This window comes from Pirellulales bacterium (assembly GCA_035546535.1).
In the GTDB taxonomy this organism is placed as follows: Bacteria; Planctomycetota; Planctomycetia; order Pirellulales; family JACPPG01; genus JACPPG01.
The window spans coordinates 86,962-103,198 of the sequence record DASZWQ010000069.1 but is presented as its reverse complement, the minus strand read 5'-3'; the positions used below and the strand labels follow the sequence as shown (position 1 = coordinate 103,198).

Sequence of the window (16,237 nt, the reverse complement as noted above, 5' to 3'; positions counted from 1 at the left end):
TTTAGGGGGACACCCCCAGGCCGTCAAGGATCGGGGCCACGCGACCTCTCGCGGCTCCTCCCAATCTTCTCTCCGCTTCGCTGCGTTGCAGATCGGTGCCCTCCGCTCCGGTCGTCCTTGACTGCCTTCCCCCCGTGCTTTTGGTCCTTCGTCCCGGTTGCCCAAAAGCATGTGCTTTTTTGGCACCGGACTTTTTTCATTCTCAGACGGAGGAATTTCAGCATGGCTACCGCCACCGACAAGACCGCACGCCCTGACATCTATACCAGCGTCACCAACCGCATCGTTGAGCAACTTGAGGCGGGCACAAGGCCCTGGCTCAAGCCTTGGAATGCAACGCACGCTGCCGGGCGAATCTCGCGTCCACTTCGTCACAACGCCCAACCCTATTCAGGAATCAACGTCATTGTGTTGTGGATGCAAGCCGAGCTATCCGGCTACCTCTCGCCGTTTTGGCTCACTTTCAAGCAGGCACAGGAACTCGGCGGGCACGTGAAGAAAGGAGAACACGGCAGCCAGGTTGTTTACGCCTCGACTTTCAAGAAGAAGGACAAGGACGACGCCGGCGTGGAGATCGAGCAGGAGGTGCCGTTCCTCAAGCAGTATGTCTGCTTTAACGCTGACCAGTGCGAGGGACTGCCACAGCACTTCTACCAGCTCGCCGAGCTGCCCAAGGAGAAGATCGAACGCATCGAAGCCGTCGAGCAATTTGTCGCAGCCACGAACGCAGAGGTTCGCTACGGCGGGAACCAGGCGTATTACTCGGTTCGCGATGACCGAATCCAATTGCCGCCCTTCGAGACGTTCCGCGATGCGGAGAGCCATGCCGCAACGGTGATTCACGAGCTGACTCATTGGACGCGGCATCCGTCGCGGCTGAACCGAGACGACTTCGGCCGCAAACGCCGGGGCGATGAAGGCTACGCGATGGAAGAGTTAGTAGCCGAGCTTGGCTCCGCTTTTCTTTGTGCCGATCTGTGCCTCACACCGGAGGTGCGGGCAGACCATGCGAGCTACATCGAGCACTGGCTCAAGGTGCTGAAAGACGACAAGCGGGCGATCTTTACCGCCGCTTCGCACGCGAGCAAGGCAGCGGACTACCTGCACGGATTGCAGCCGCATTCCATTGCCTGAACCAGCACTCGCTTATTGATTTTTTCTTTCCCCAAACCAAAGGAATCTGTGATGTGTTTGAACGCTTCCGACAATGTCCCCTTCTCGCTGGTTTGCTCCGAATGCGATGCAGGAATGCATCTCGATTCAAAAGAAGAAGCATTGGCGGACGGCTGGACGGAGATCGAATTCGCCCCTGACCTTCCGATGGCCAACTTCATTGGGCTCTGCCCCGTCTGTCGTCGCGAGGAAGAAGAGCGAACGGAGTCACGCTGCCCATAGCGTGTCCACTGCGACTGACGCACCGTTGCCATACAAAACGCACGCGGTTGCTACACGACTCAACAAGCACCGTTTGGCAAGAAAGTATTCTCCGTACCTTTTGAAAGAACGAACACCTGCATCGGCTGACACTGGGCAATGGCTGGACGCGAGCCACAACTTGCACCCGACGATGAAAGCCGCCCTGGCGTATTCAGCTTGGGAGAGTGGCGGCGGATCGTCCTTGAGTTGATGCTCTCGCCACGAATGGCTCAAGTGACCGGACTCGTCGTGCAGGGCATGAGCGACTCGGAGATCGTTTCGATTCTGAGCAAGGAGAAGAAGATCAGCCCATACACTGTTCGCGATCATCTTGAAGAGATTAGGCGACGACTCGGCGTGGCCACACGAGGACAAATTCCCTGCCGAGTGTTCGAGACGTTTCGCCGCCTCTATTTTCCGACCCCTCAAAAATGAGGACCTCAACAATGAGGATGCCGCTGCGTTTGGCCATGGACTATCCTCGCATCTCTGCATGGAAGCTTCGCCAGCCGCGGGCATGGAAGCTCGCCCGGACAATCGGAATCCACGCAGTAAACGCGATTCCGGAAGTCCGGTCAGCAAGAGGCCGCCGTGGACGATGGGGGATGTTTACCGCCGCTGTTCAGCCAGGACGAATGGGATGCAATCGTTCATGCGCTGCGGCTGTCACCACGTCAGGCCGAGATTGTCGGACTGGTCCTGCAATGCCGTACCGACAAGGAGATCGCTGCCGCACTAAACATCGAGCACTGCACGGTGCGGACGCACATGGAGGAATGCAAGTCCAGGCTTGCAGCGAAGGGACGCATCAGCATCGTCTGCCAAACCTTCTGGGTATTTCGGCATATATGCGACCCCGAACGATTTCCTTGGGACCACAACGACTCAAAGTGAATCTCCACGAGTGCTAATGAGCCAAACCGAGTTGCCTTAACGCTCAAGTTCGGCAACCCGCAGCCGAACCTTCACTCATCAGCTCCGGCTGAATTACTCGTTGGAAGCCGGGCTCATTCCTTCATCTCGCACCTGGAGACAGCTATGATTTCGCGCGCCGTGCCGGTTCTGATTCTCATTTTGTCCTTGCCTGCAATCGTCTATGCCGGACCAATCCAAATGAGTTCTTCGGTAACTCTTATCAGTCCGCCGGCCGACGTTTCCGAAGGAAAACTGGAGAGCGACACAGTCATCTGGGCATTTCCGGAAAAACAAAACACTGTTTTGACGCAGGCTTTGACCATCGACATTTCCACCCCTGGCACCTCGCCATTTAACGGCGTTCAGAATCTCTCTGCCGGGAGCGTTTCTGCGGGCACGCGTGTCAGCAGCTACTTCGTCCATTTCGACGCTGTCGGTGCACCGACGAATCCCGTCACAGCGTCGGGTTCGATCACCTTTGATCAAAGCATTTTGGGATTGATCGTGTTGTCACAATCCCTAGAGGACTCCAATGCGATCCTCGGATTTTCCGGAACGACCTACGACAATTCCGTCACCGGGCAGCAGGTCGAAGGATTAGAGATCGTAGGCGGAGGGGTAGGAAAGGACTCCAACGACCAAATCACGCTTAGCGCCGACCGCCACACGGTGACGTTCGGCTTTCGTGATACTGGCGCCCCCGACGATTTTCGCGTTGTGACAGCAGTGCCCGAACCGGAGTCGGTTATGCTCGCGGTCACTGGTTTAATTGGGGCAGCAGCTCTATGGGCGGGTCGGAGGCGGCTTGGTCCGACGGTCGTCGCGTTACTCCTTGCCGCCGCTATTAACGCACCATTCGCCCGTGCAGCCACGACCTACGTCATAACCGATTTAGGCTTTCTTCCCGGGGGCACCTACAGTGCTGCAACTGGAATTAGCAGCAGCGGGGAAGTCGTTGGTTATGCCGGAACGTCATCAGGCACCCAGCACGCATTTCTCTACAGTAATGGCGCAATGCAGGACCTCGGCACGCTCGGAGGAACACAAAGTTATTCCGCCGGGATCAATGCCAATGGCCAGATCGTGGGCTATGCGAGTACCGCGGCTGGTTCCACGCACGCTTTTCTCTACAGCGGCGGCACGTTGCAAGACCTTGGCACGCTGCCGAACGACTCTTTTGGTACCTTCAGTAGTGCCAGGGCAATCAATGACGCCGGCCAAATTGTAGGGTCGTCCGGCTATTCCGGTCCGGGCTTCGCCTTTTCATCGGCAGTCGTCTACAGCGGAGGGTCAATAAAGGACCTGGGCTTGTTGCCAGAAGATAACCAGGGCGGCGCACTGGCCATCAACTCCATTGGCCAGATCGTGGGCAGTTCCGAGGGCTCTGTGTCTTCCGGCGGCGGACGTGCATTCCTTTACAGCAATGGAACCCTGCATGACCTTGGTACGCTCGGAGGATCGTTGAGCGTCGCAGATGGTATTAACAGCCACGGACAGATCGTCGGTTATTCCTACATAGCAGACATCGGCCCGGAGCATGCATTTCTCATTTCCAATGGCGCGATGATCGATCTTGGCTCATTAGGAGGAGCCAGCAGTGCAAGCGCAGCCTTCGCGATCAATGAGAGCGGCCAAGTGGTAGGCGGTTCAGATCTCGCTGGAGGCGGTGGCCATGCCTTCGTCTATAACGATGGTACAATGTTTGACCTGAACTCGTTGGTGCCACAAAAGTCAGGTTGGGTTCTTGAGCAAGCAACTGGAATCAACGACTCGGGCCAGATTGTTGGCGAGGGCATTCTCAATGGCAGGACAACGGCGTTCTTGCTGACGCCTGTGAACGTGCCAGAACCATCGACTGGCTTGGCAGCCGTCACTGCATTACTTCTCGCCGTATCAACGAGAGCGTTGAAATTGTCAAAACGCAGGCGATTCGATGCCATCTGGAAAACGAGCGCAAGATGCGACGGCGTATTACGCCAACCGATACGAGGTGGTCGTTGACTATCCATTCGTGACAAAACGCCTGACGTGGATCATTGACCACGATCCATCCGATCCCGCTGGACAGCGGTGCCGCTTTTGCGGCCGAGCGAAATCTGAGGATGTAATATTCAAAAAGAAGAAGGCGCACGCCATTCCAGAATGCCTTGGCAACAAGACTATCCGCACGAAAAACGAGTGCATCGACTGCAACTCGCGTTTCGGCGAAGGAATTGAGAATCATCTAGGCAATCGGCTGGACTTTCTGAGATCGGTCACCCAGGTGAAGGGTAAAGACGGAGCGCCAAGCTATAAGACTCCCAGTGGCACAATGGGCATCGAGCACCCGAAGGGAAAGCAGCACTTCGTCCTCACCAACAAAGAACTTTTCGAAAAGGCAGCAGCCGCAGGCGGTGCATCCTTTTCCTTTGAGTTGCCAACGGACGCTTTGTCGGCAAAGCACATTCCGCTTGAAGCGTTCAAGGCCCTCGTCAAGATTGCGTGTTCGATTTGTCCTCGTACCCAGTTGTCGGAATGTCGTCCGGCCATTCAATGGATCATGACTGGGGAAAGCCCTTACCCCCCCGCCGCACTGGTACTGAAGTCCTTTCGGAGCGGTCCTAGCGACGCGTTCAAAAGTAGAGTCGTTCTATTGCGAAGGAAGCAGCCCAACATTGAGCCATATCTTTGGTGCATGCTCCAAGTCCTGAACCACGGCTTTCAGTTCTTTGTGCCGTTTTGTCCCGCCGACACGCAAATCCTTAAGGGAAGAGTTACCATTCCGGCGATGCCCTATTGTCCCATGAGCACCCCGATCGATCCCCCGCACGACAAGTTCGAATGGCGGCAAGAGGATTGGTCAAGTAGCAAGACTGGGCAGATATCGTATAAGGCTGGCTTTCACGTTCAGAAAGCTTGGGTTGTGAAAGGAGCGAACGAATCCGGCTGAGAGTACCGCATACCCTTAACGTACCCTGAATCCGTTTCGCCTAATCAATCTGTTCGACTTACGACAAATTCGTCCAACCCTTTGATCCGCCGAAAGTCTTTGCTACGATACGGTTTTGACAACTAACCGCAGACTGCCCGAGTCCTTCGCAATGCAGAGGTCGAGGGTTCGACTCCCTTCCGCTCCACTCTTGCAGCCCGTTGACATGAGTTGTCAGCGGGCTGTTTTTGTTGACAGGCTCGACACTTACGACAATGCACTGGCGCGACCGTGAAATCACATAAAGCACGCTGCCCCCGTTCGCAGGCAGCCATCGACGTGCCTCGTTTAGAAGGATGCGATTAACAGCGATCGCGTTTCCGGTAAGCCGAGAATCGTGCTGCGGAAAGCAGCGCGACCGCGACAAAAACAATGCTCGGCGGCTCGGGGATGGTCGCGAACCAGGCTTCGCTCAGGCCCGCCGGGCTGACGCCGGTTCCTGCGATTGTGTGACCATCGGCGGAGATGGCCGCCCCCACGGTCAACTGCCATCCGGCGACCTGGCTCACGCCGTGCGCCAACAGCAGACTTTTTACATCCTGCATGCCGGTGTCAGGTGTCCACAAAATCGCCGTGTGACCCGAATCGCCAATGATCGTTCGACCGTCGGCCGAGACGCCGCGGGCGTAGCTACTCGAGTCGCCCGCGTGCAAATATCCCAGCGGAATCATCCCGCCCGCGGCTGTCCAGCGGAATGCCTCGGTACCGGCAGTGGAAGTGCCATCTCCAACGATGACCGAACCATCGGCGGAAACTCCCAAGGCAGTGCTATTCAAAACCGTGTTTTGAAAATCGCCGAGTCCTACCATGCCGCCGGCTTGAGTCCAACGGAAAGCTTGGGTTCCGGCGGCCGAACTTGTTCCTCCGACGATGACCGAACCATCGGCGGAGATGGCGAGGGCCTCGCTATTGAACGTGCCACCGGGCAAGGCGCCCAGCCCCACCATGCCCGTGGCCGCTGTCCAGCGGAACGCTTCGGTGCCTTGCGATGAAGTACCGATACCGACGATCGTCGTGCCGTCTGCCGAAATGCCCTCGGCGGCGTTCGGCATGCTGCCGCCCGGAAGATTGCCGAGGTTCGAGATTCCTCCGCCCGCGGTCCAGCGAAAGGCATCCGGCGGGAATGAACCGTCTTCTCCGACCACAATGGATCCGTCGGCGGACACGGCGTTGGCGCCCGCGCCAAACGGAGCGCCCGGCAAATGGCCAAGGCCGACCATTCCGCCGGCCTTAGTCCAGAAGAATCCCTGACCAGGAATTCCGCCGCCAGCAATTCTGCCAACGACGACAGAGCCGTCCGCCGACAGGGCCGTGGCATTACTGTTGTAGTTCGTTGCGCCGTTCAAGCTGCCGAGCGCCTGGAAGGTGTACGTGGCGGGTCGGCCGATAGCCGGTCTTAGGACTGCCACACAGAGTAATGCACCCGGAATGAGTCTACGAAGCTTCCACATGGCGACTGACGACTACGAGGCACCTGTCACGGCGCACCATGCGCCGAAACGACTGCAAAGTTGGCTACTGAATCACCGGATGCGATTGCTTCGACCACGGATCAGGGGAGGCAATCCGGCGTTACAGAAGAGATTCGTCAGTAGCTTTTGCCGAAGAATGCGCGAGCCAAATGCCACTAGAGAGGCAATAACAAAGTAATCGGCGACACGAGGCGGGACAAGCATTTAGCCAAGCGTCGTCAGCCGAGCGTACGTTCGCGGCTGCCAAGTTACCTGCCGGATCGTTCCCGAGTCCCTCGCTCGTCTTCTCATCACGCCCCTGCCTTCGAGTTCGTGCTGGAGCCTGCAGTTCGAATGCTTGACCCCTAAAGTTGCAACTGCTGCCAGATCCATACGGCGCTCGCCTCGGCGGCGCCGGCCGGCGTAGTATGCCCGCGGGGCTCGGGCAGGACGTGCAGTTCGACCTGCGACGGCTTGTGCTGCGCGCAGGCGGCGGTCGTCAAGTTGCGGGCCAGGGCGATGGCACGATCCGTACCGACGCGTGCATCCTGATCACCGATGACGATCCAGATGCGCCGGCCAGCCAACCGCGGCGCCAAGGCTATGAGCGACTGGGCCTGTAGCGCTTCCGGTTTCTCAGGAGCGTGAAATTCGACCAAAGTCTCGAATTCAATAAGCGGTGCAATGAGCGCAGCGCATTGCACGCGCGGATCGGCGGCCATCAGATGGGCAGCGGCGAACGCCCCTCGCGACGTGCCCACCAGCGCAATCTTCTGCGGGTCCGCGATACGTTCATTGATGAGATGATCAAGGACCAACTTCGCGCGGTTGACGAAGCGGCCGATAAAATCTTCTCCCTTGTCAAATCGCTGTCGCCAGCCGTCCATGCCCTCCGGCTCGCCCGCGTGGCGCTCCTGCCCATGGCACGGTAAATCAAGCGAGGCGCAGACAAAACCTTGCTGGGCCAGTTGATTTCCACACTGGCGGAAATACGGATCGCCCAGCGTGCCTTCGATGGAATTGGCGAGCACAAGCAGGAGGGGGGCGGGACGGGCGACCTCGAGGCTCCAGGTTCCGAAGCGTACGCCATCCTTGGTTTGATTTATTTGGACCGTGGTCATGCATTTTCCTCAGTCGGCGGTGACTGGCGTTAGGGCGGCATCACTCCGCAGGTCAGTTCCGGCAAGCCGCACAAGAGATAAGAGCATCGCACAAACGACCAGCAGTAACCCGACGAACAGGAAAATCGACGTCAAGCCCACGTCTCGATCGCGCAGCGCCCCGCCGGCGTAAACGCCGACGCCGCCGACCAGGCTCGAGACCAGGTTAAGAATGCCGTAACCGGTGGCACGATAGCGTTCGTCGGAAACCAGGCACAGGATGGGCATCATGTTGGCGTCCGCGAACGTGCGCGTGAACCCATAAATGGTCAATCCGAGAATAGCGCCGTACAGCCAGGTGGAACTGGCCGCCAGCAAGATCCCGGGCGCTGCCAGGCAAAGGCCCAGCGCTGGCACGAGAATGGGTCCGCGGCGATTCGTGCGGCTCCAGCGATCTGCCCAAGCGCCGCCGAAAAGCACGCCCACGAGTGCGGCTGCCTGCAAGTAACCGGTGGCCGAGATACCGGCCGCGCCCTGGCTCAAATGAAATTCTTCGTTCAAATAAGTCGGCATCCAGGCACCGATCACCCACCCCGCGACGCCCAACAGTCCCCAGTAAACAGCCAACACCCAGAATGAGCCACGACTGAGCAGACTCTGCAACGCTTCGCCGAAAGCGATCGATGACGCGCCGTGTTCCGAGGTAGCAGTATCGGGCGGCGACACTCTGCGGAAAGCGAACGCCAACAAAACTGCATAGAACATCCCGAACGCGCCAAAGTAAGTGAAGGGAGTGCTCCAACCATAACGCTCGGCGAGTATCCCGCCGAGACCACCTAAAGCCGATCCGACGAAGATGCCCGTCATATGGATTCCGGTCGCCAGGGAACGAGTGGCGCTACCGTGCGCGTCGGCAATCAATGCGAGCGCCGCAGGAATGTAGCAAGCCTCGCTCACGCCCATCAGGGCTCGGGCCGCCAACAACTGCTCGAAGGTCTCGGCACGTCCGGTCAGCCAGGTGACGGCTGACCAGACGAACAGACTGAGCACGATCACCCGACTTCGTCCAACTCGGTCGGCCAGATAGCCCGCCAGCGGGCTGAGGGCGCCGTACACCCACAAGAACGCGCTGGTGAGCAGCCCGAATTGCGCGTCCGTCATGGGTACCGCCTCGATCAATGACACACGCATGGTGGTGATCATCATGCGGTCGAGATAGTTCAGGCAGGCCACGATCCAAAGTAGCGCGACGATCAACCAGACGTTGGAAGTCAAGGAGCTTCTGTTCATGGTGACCTAAGCGCGCCGGCGGCTATCGAACCGGCGGAGCCAAGCTGCATGTGTTGTCAGGCATCATACGGGCTGGGGTAGTTCGACGCGGCTAGGAATTCGATCGAGTGGTTTTGCCAGCAACGCAGTCGGCAAATCCGTATTCAGCAATGAGATCCTGCACCGCATCCCGTTTCTGGCTGAGCGACAGATCGGTGCGCACGAGCATGCGGTGAGCTTCCTGCTCGAAGGCTCGCATGCGCGTGGCACCTTCGTTCAAAGAAAGTAGACACGATTGCGGGATGCGAATCACTCCTTCTTCATTAGCGTGAATCACGTCGCCCGGGCGAATCATCAGGCCGCCGATTTCGACGGGCCGGTTCACCGCCGTGAACCGCAAGGCACAATGATGAATGGCCCTGCCACGACAATAGGCGGCAAAAGGCACCTGCAATAGCCCCTGCACGTCGCGCACATAACCGTCCGAGACCAAAGCGCCACAGCCGACGGAGTGCAGCGTCTTGGCCATGCCATCGCCAAGGACACACTCATGCTCGGGCCGCGATCCCACCGCCTTCACGACCCACACGATGGGCAGCGAGCACTTGGACATTTCCTCCATCTGCTCCCAATACCGATCGACATCCGCCACATTGCCGGGAGTACTACTGTCTAATTCGCAGGTGAAGGCGATCCCAACGCTGGGAGGCAGCGAGGGCGTGACGCATTTAATCGCGGCGCTCACGTAGAGTTCGGCGGCGGGCGTGTCGTCGATGTACCCGATGGTGTTTGCCAGCAATGCCGTATCGAAACTTGCTAACTGCTCAAGAACGTGTCGCTCGATCATGGTCATCTCTGTTCCTGTTAGGCAATACTTTGGCGCGCTTTCTGCGCTACGCCTTCAATCCGAGTTCCTTACGTTGTTGGCGCGCCGCGGCTCGGTACCGCCCATAGGCAGCTTCATCGCGCTGACACGACACACCCTTGAAGACCATCGCGAACGAGCGGCGCTGGCGCGTCAGGGACAGATTCGCATCCGCGCGGTGGATCGTCATGCCGCTGTGAACCACCGCGTCTCCGGCACGCACAGGGGCGGCAACCTCTTGCACAAAATCTGCGGCCGCATAGTCGTTGATTCCTTGCGAAAATCCCAAGATCGCCGACGTGCAATGCGCGCGATAGCCGCGCCGATGCGATCCCGCGACAAAGCGCAGACATCCGTTCTCGGCGTCGACGTCATCGAGCGCCAGCCAAATCGTCAGCACACTAGGCGGCGTCAGACAGAAGTAATAATTGTCCTGATGCGGCGGCGTAACGTGGTTCGTGCGAGGGGGCTTGTTGAACCATTCCGGCGGCTCCGCGTTCGCTGGTTCACCCAGTAACGTTTCCGCCAATGCGACCCAGCGAGGGTGGAAGCGATAATCGGCAAAGTACGGATCGCCACTCATGCGCTGCAATTGCTTGAGAGTTTCGGGCTGCTCACGGCATTCGTAGAAAGCATCGCCGTCGGAAAGGCCAGGGACGACTTCGCGAATGTAGCGATCCAAGTTGTGACGTAATTCAGCAAAGTCTTCTGCCGCCAGAAAACCAGGTATCACGACGAATCCGTTGCGATCGAAATCCGCCTTGAAATGCTCATCGACACCGGCAGTTGCCATGAAAACGCTCCCCCAACATCCATCAGAGCATTGTCTTAATGATCATCGCAATACACCGTGCTTTGGCGATCGCGTATGTGCACCCACAGTCGCACTCTCGGGCTACGATTCCGGGCGCCAATCCATCCAGTACACGGCTCCCTCGACCTTGGTGATCTGTTTCGGCTCGCCGCCAGCCGCGCTGATGATAAATAACTGCGGACGCGTCGGCTCGAAGGAGACAAAGGCCAAGCGCCGTCCATCTGGGCTCCAGCGCACGCGCCCGCAGGGGGAGTTTCGATGCGTAATCTGCCGCTGCTCGGTACCGTCGAGATTCATCATGCACACCTGCGGCACGCCATCGCGCCTGGCGATATACGCCACCCGTTTTCCATCGGGCGAAAGGTGCGGGCCGTCGGTCGACCCGTGCAAATCTTTTGGCGATAGATGGAACTCGACATAGTCGTTGCCCTGCGTCAAGCGGCGAACTTTGGTGCTGGCGATATCGACAGAATAGAGATCTCCGTCCTTTCGCAGAAACAAGAGCGACTCCCCGTCGCGCGTGAATTGCGGGACGTAGGAATCGGGATGATCGGGCGTCAGCAGCCGGGCCTCGGCGAACGGTCGCTCGCTGATCGAGAGTCGATACTCACGCGCTGGCCCCGAGAAAGCAATCCGGGCCCCGGTGGCATCCGGTGAGGCCATATAGATGTAACCCAGATCGGGTGCCACCCACGCAGCGCTTTGCCCATCGGCCTGACACGCGACAATGCGCGGCGTGGGACTGCCCCCTTGCACGGAATAAACCAGCCGCTCACCGTTGGCCGACAGCGCGCAGCCAAAGGCCGTGCTCCACTCCGGCCCCAGGCCGCGCGAAGCCGACAGATTCACAACCTCGGTGCCGTCCGCTCGGCAGCGATAGACCTGCGATTGGCCGCTCGCGTTGGATTGAAAGTACAGCCAATCACCTTGGGGGCTGTAGCGCGGGTACGTCGTCACTCCGCCGACGTCTGCCAAGGGCTGCAATCCAGAGCCGTCTTCCCGGATCGAATAGATCGCGCCGGTCGCCGGCGCGGTTGCCTTGCCGTTGTACAGATCGCTGCCGTACTCTCCCTCGAATCTCAACTCGGCAAACGCCAGAGAACCCAACGAATCCGCGGCGTTCGCCGGTGCGGAGGGAATTATCAGGCCTATCAGCCAGACGATGGATAGTATTCGTCGTTGCATTTCATTGTCCCCATGGGGGATGTGCGATTATGTTAACGCTTCTTAGGCTTCTCTGAGATCAACTCAAAATCCTGCGTGACTTTCGAAGCGTCGGGCGGAACGAAAGTCGAAAGCTCCGATTGATGATTGTATCGGGGTGGAATCTTATCCTTGGCAACCTCCCAGTCTTGGAGACCGGTGCGATCGATTGAGGAAATCGTCACTCGATAGTTGACACCCCGCTTGGGTCCCTTTTCACGGGCGATCGAGTACTCGCCATTTTCAATCGCGGCGCCGGTCGAGGTGCCCCTTGACGGATCGTCCGGCTCCAGAGTCAGCACACCCACCTTCAACGGTTGACCATCCAGCGTAACGCGGCCCGACATCGGCACGGTATCGACGCGGCTACAGCCGGACAGTATCGCCAGTACTGTGCAGCCGAGCCAGGGACTTATTGATGGCCGCTTGCGCCCACGATCGGAAACAAGAGACGCGGCCTGCGACCGGAGGTAAGCAAACGTTTGACATCGCTGGCCTGCCATTTCAGACCCCTTTTCATCCGACCATGCCATGCCGAGCTGTGGCGCGCTCACGTTTCCGCCACCGACCGACAGCGATCAACGCCACAATCGTCGTTGCCAAAGAACTCGGTTCGGGCACCGCAAAGGACGCGCCACTGCCATTCGCCGCCAGGTAATCATCTTTGAACAATGCGAAATCTTCGATACCGACCGTACCATCGCCGCTGAGGTCTCCGCCACTGGGCCCGACACCAGATTGCTGCCAGTGACTCATCAAAATCGAATAGTCGGCCGCGTTGACCATACCATCATGATTGAAGTCGCCAGGCAGCGTCGTTGGCTCCCATTGCACCCAGTAGACACCGCCGCCGGGAACGTTCGTCAGTTGCAAAGGAGTACCGCCGGTCGAGGGCATATCAAATAATTGCGGATAACCGTTAATGAACGTGACAAATGCCAGCTCCTTGCCGTCGGGACTCCACACGACGCGCCCGCTGTCGGTGCTGCCGAAGGTCAGTTGCCGCTGATTCGTACCGTCGAGATTCATCGTGAATACTTGCGCCACGCCGTTCACCAGGCCGATATAGGCAATGTGCTGGCCGTCGGGAGAAATCGAGGGACCATCGGATGAACCATGCTGGTCCGTCGCATTCCAATGCAACTCCACATAGCCGTTGTTCTGAGTCAATTGATGGACCTGCAGCGTCGCGAGGTCTTCGGAGTAGATGTTTCCGTCGATGCGCAGAAACACGACGGTTTTGCCGTCAGGAGTGAATTGCGGCACGTACGATTGCGGCAGATCCGGTGTGAGAATAGACGGCTGACCGTTGGGCACGCTGGCCGTGAGCAATTCATAGTTCTCGGCTGGTCCTGAAAACACAACCTGGTTGCCCGATTGGTTAAGGCTGGCCATATACGTGAAACCCAACTGCGGCGCGACGAGCTGCGCGTCGCTCCCGTCGGCGTTCGCGTAAACGGCCTTGGCCTCGATCCCGTCGAAGATGGTGTAGACCATCTTGCTGGAATCGCCCGAGAGTGAGTAGCCATAGGATCGGAAGTATTGCGCGCCGAATGCGGCGGGATCGCCGACTTGCGTGACCTGGCTCCCATCAGGCAGGCTGCGATACACCTCGTATTGACCAGAAAAGTCGGATTGGAAATAGAGCCACTGACCATCGGCGCTGAAATGCGGATAGGTCGTATCGCCCCCCAGATTCAAAAGCATTGAATCGCCGTAGCCGGTGTCGCTGATCGTGCGAATCGTGGATTCACGTTCTGTATTCGGATCACCATTCCAAACCTGTGTGGAATAGACCAACTCGTCACCCGAGGCAGGGACGATCAACAAACAAAGTGTATTGAGCGCGAATTGCACCAGGCAGCCCCTTGCCCACCACAAGAGGCCCCTGGTGCACTCCGTTGAAAACGGATTCGTCCGCGAGCGCAGAGTCACTGCTCGAATCGGACGATCTCGCTGTAGGCCAAACAAGGCAATCGTCATGTTCTCTCGGCACGGTTCCGTCGCATGCGCCGAACGACCAGGCCGAGACCGGCCACGAACAATAGCGCCAACGAACTTGGTTCAGGGACGGCGCTGCCCGTAACGACGACATTGTCAAAGACCGTGTTCCCGTTCGGCGAAGTCTGACTGACAAGTCCAACGGCAGCGCCTGCGTTGAACGCCGCTGCCGAAAAACTATTGTAAAACTGGTTGCCCGGAGTCGTGCTTGTCGTATTGCTAGTTAGGTCGTGTATCGAGAGGTCGAAGGTGCCAGCCGTGAAATTGAATGTCTCGGTGACCTGCAGCACATCGTTTGCCGAATAGCTGGCTCCGGCCGACACCAAGGTATGGCCATTGTAAACCGACGTGGCGCCATTTTGGAAAATCGCGTAGCTGACCGTTTGAATCGTGCTCGAGTCGCCAGGAGTTGTGCAAACGCCCAACTGCACGATTGACTCGTCGGAGGAATTCGCCGTGCTGGGCTGCAACAAAACCGAATAGGTGGCACCGTCCACATAGCCGAGGCCGGACGCGTCGTGGACGCCGTACGAGTTGCCGGTCATGTAGAGTGATTGTGTCCCCGCGATCACGTTCGTAGTCGACACTTGCAGATTTGGGTCGAAGCGGCTGTCCCAACCGCCTTCGCCATTGAAGCTATTGGTTATGCCGCTGGCGATAAATGTGCCCCCGGTGTACGTCGGCGGCTCGAAATCGATATCCAGAACCCCTGCCTGGATCACGCTTCCGACAAAAACAAAACAGATCCCCAGGGTGGCGGCCATACATGTCGCCGCGTTGTGGTATGGGTTGACGAACGATCGCATTGGCTGCATCTCCAAAAGAAGTATTGTGTTGATTTGGCCCGCAGAATCGACCACGCTTTCGAGATCATTAGCCGTACCTCCGAAGGTTAGAGATCTTGTCCTTTGACCAAGTTGCCCTCCCCGATAGAGAACAAACCCGACCCTCTCATCTCTGAACGACATTTCCGCACTGCTTCGTCGATTCCCTCGCATCACGTCCTAGGGAACGGTGGAAGGCTCGCTGCCCGCGATGCTGGCGAAGGCTTGCCAGGTTGCCAGGTCGATCGAGTTCGACACGAACTGCGCCGATCCGTCCGCTCGCAACACCTGAACGCCACCGGGATGTTTGCTGCGCGCCGCGCAGTCGATCGTGCTTTGACATGAACCGTTTCCCGTGCATGGCGCGTCGGTCGTCGAAACACAATACGAATTACCGCCACCCAACACATCAAGAGCCGCCGAGTTCGGGCCGCGATGGTGTTCGTACTGCATCCCCCACGGATACCACCACATGCCACGAATATCGCCTTGCTGCCCGGCGATCGTCTCTGACACCATCGCAGTGTTCGATAGTCCGTCAATGCATTCGGCGAACCGGCGCGACAAGTTGACGTTGAACAGCGCCCGCTGCGTAGCAGGGTTCAGAAACGACAGATTGTTGCAGCTGTCGATTTTCCAGTTAGGGTTGCCAGGCTCGACCATGACGCCGTCAGGACTAAAGCAAGCCACGTAGTTCGAGCGGGTCGCCCAAACCGTGGTTCCGACAAACGTGTCTGGAGAATCCGACGGACAAAGATAGACGCTGATCCACGTCTGCATTGCTGTTTGGTTCGACGCAAGATAATTCGGAGAGGAATACCCGCAACTAAAATTCCATGACAGTCCTTGTTGCTCGATGTACGGGAAAAGCCGCTCCATCCAGGTGTTGTAAGGCCCGGCGCCGCTTGCTTGCCAATAAGACGGTATCGAGGGGGGCTGCGAGAGGCCGATTGGCAGCGCTTGCAAGGCGTCGACGTACTCGTGTATGGCCAGGCCGATCTGCTTGAGATTATTGCTACACTGCGACCGACGGGCCGCCTCGCGTGCCGCCTGTACCGCTGGGAGCAATAACGAGATGAGGATCCCGATAATGGCGATAACCACCAATAATTCGACGAGCGTGAAGCCGCGGTTCTCACTGCGGAGCGGCATGTGGTGAGATCGGTTCATGATCTTTCCTTGCAGCCAACTGTGCTTCGTTGGGCTCCGTCGTTTCTGCTAACACCGATCAGCGCACTCTCGACGGCGCCAAAGAAGTCACGGAATCCGTCGACTGTCATTCTTTCAACGTGCTATAACTGGTCTTCGACACCCCCTGGGAAACGTGCGATAGCTGTGGTACTACCGCGCCACTTCTCTGGTTCCGAATAGCCGCTCTCTCTGCTCTGCTCTGAAATCCCAGCCAGTCCCC

Annotated in this window: 15 protein-coding genes; 5 read left to right on the top strand and 10 right to left on the bottom strand. The window is 58.1% G+C overall.

What is annotated here, in order from left to right; all coding sequences use genetic code 11:
* Nucleotides 1-222: 222 nt before the first annotated feature.
* The 5 genes from VHD36_09670 (at nt 223) to VHD36_09650 (ending at nt 5,260) form a co-directional block, all read left to right on the top strand.
* Nucleotides 223-1,134 carry a zincin-like metallopeptidase domain-containing protein gene (locus VHD36_09670; GenBank protein HVU87580.1) on the top strand — a complete coding sequence of 304 codons (912 nt, stop codon included), beginning with the start codon at nt 223-225 and terminating at the stop codon, nt 1,132-1,134.
* A gap of 399 nt (nt 1,135-1,533) precedes the next feature.
* Nucleotides 1,534-1,851 (top strand): helix-turn-helix transcriptional regulator, encoded by a 318-nt coding sequence (locus tag VHD36_09665; protein HVU87579.1) that lies wholly within the window; start codon nt 1,534-1,536, stop codon nt 1,849-1,851.
* 156 nt (nt 1,852-2,007) lie between these two features.
* Nucleotides 2,008-2,310 (top strand): helix-turn-helix transcriptional regulator, encoded by a 303-nt coding sequence (locus VHD36_09660; GenBank protein HVU87578.1) that lies wholly within the window; start codon nt 2,008-2,010, stop codon nt 2,308-2,310.
* 144 nt (nt 2,311-2,454) lie between these two features.
* Nucleotides 2,455-4,332, top strand: coding sequence for a hypothetical protein (locus VHD36_09655; GenBank protein HVU87577.1), 1,878 nt, complete (start codon nt 2,455-2,457; stop codon nt 4,330-4,332).
* Nucleotides 4,322-5,260, top strand: coding sequence for a hypothetical protein (locus VHD36_09650; GenBank protein HVU87576.1), 939 nt, complete (start codon nt 4,322-4,324; stop codon nt 5,258-5,260). The genes VHD36_09655 and VHD36_09650 overlap by 11 nt, the downstream gene beginning before the upstream one ends.
* Nucleotides 5,261-5,601: 341 nt before the next feature.
* Here the strand turns inward: VHD36_09650 and VHD36_09645 are convergent, their stop codons facing one another.
* From VHD36_09645 to VHD36_09600, 10 genes are all read right to left on the bottom strand, one after another.
* Nucleotides 5,602-6,708 (bottom strand): hypothetical protein, encoded by a 1,107-nt coding sequence (locus tag VHD36_09645; GenBank protein ID HVU87575.1) that lies wholly within the window; start codon nt 6,706-6,708, stop codon nt 5,602-5,604.
* 407 nt (nt 6,709-7,115) lie between these two features.
* On the bottom strand, nt 7,116-7,871 hold the full coding sequence (locus VHD36_09640) for an alpha/beta fold hydrolase (protein HVU87574.1): 756 nt from the start codon (nt 7,869-7,871) through the stop codon (nt 7,116-7,118).
* Nucleotides 7,872-7,880: 9 nt separating this feature from the next.
* Nucleotides 7,881-9,140 carry an MFS transporter gene (locus VHD36_09635; protein HVU87573.1) on the bottom strand — a complete coding sequence of 420 codons (1,260 nt, stop codon included), beginning with the start codon at nt 9,138-9,140 and terminating at the stop codon, nt 7,881-7,883.
* A gap of 91 nt (nt 9,141-9,231) precedes the next feature.
* Nucleotides 9,232-9,966, bottom strand: coding sequence for an RraA family protein (locus tag VHD36_09630; GenBank protein ID HVU87572.1), 735 nt, complete (start codon nt 9,964-9,966; stop codon nt 9,232-9,234).
* Nucleotides 9,967-10,012: 46 nt separating this feature from the next.
* Nucleotides 10,013-10,777, bottom strand: coding sequence for a phytanoyl-CoA dioxygenase family protein (locus VHD36_09625; GenBank protein HVU87571.1), 765 nt, complete (start codon nt 10,775-10,777; stop codon nt 10,013-10,015).
* A gap of 102 nt (nt 10,778-10,879) precedes the next feature.
* Nucleotides 10,880-11,983, bottom strand: coding sequence for a DPP IV N-terminal domain-containing protein (locus VHD36_09620; GenBank protein ID HVU87570.1), 1,104 nt, complete (start codon nt 11,981-11,983; stop codon nt 10,880-10,882).
* A 32-nt stretch (nt 11,984-12,015) separates the two neighbouring features.
* Nucleotides 12,016-12,555 (bottom strand): hypothetical protein, encoded by a 540-nt coding sequence (locus tag VHD36_09615; protein HVU87569.1) that lies wholly within the window; start codon nt 12,553-12,555, stop codon nt 12,016-12,018.
* Nucleotides 12,518-13,858, bottom strand: coding sequence for a dockerin type I domain-containing protein (locus tag VHD36_09610; GenBank protein HVU87568.1), 1,341 nt, complete (start codon nt 13,856-13,858; stop codon nt 12,518-12,520). The genes VHD36_09615 and VHD36_09610 overlap by 38 nt, the downstream gene beginning before the upstream one ends.
* A 122-nt stretch (nt 13,859-13,980) precedes the next feature.
* Nucleotides 13,981-14,766, bottom strand: a complete 786-nt coding sequence (locus tag VHD36_09605; GenBank protein HVU87567.1) for a PEP-CTERM sorting domain-containing protein — start codon at nt 14,764-14,766, stop codon at nt 13,981-13,983.
* A gap of 240 nt (nt 14,767-15,006) precedes the next feature.
* Nucleotides 15,007-15,996, bottom strand: coding sequence for a DUF1559 domain-containing protein (locus VHD36_09600; GenBank protein HVU87566.1), 990 nt, complete (start codon nt 15,994-15,996; stop codon nt 15,007-15,009).
* Between the last annotated feature and the right edge of the window lie 241 nt (nt 15,997-16,237).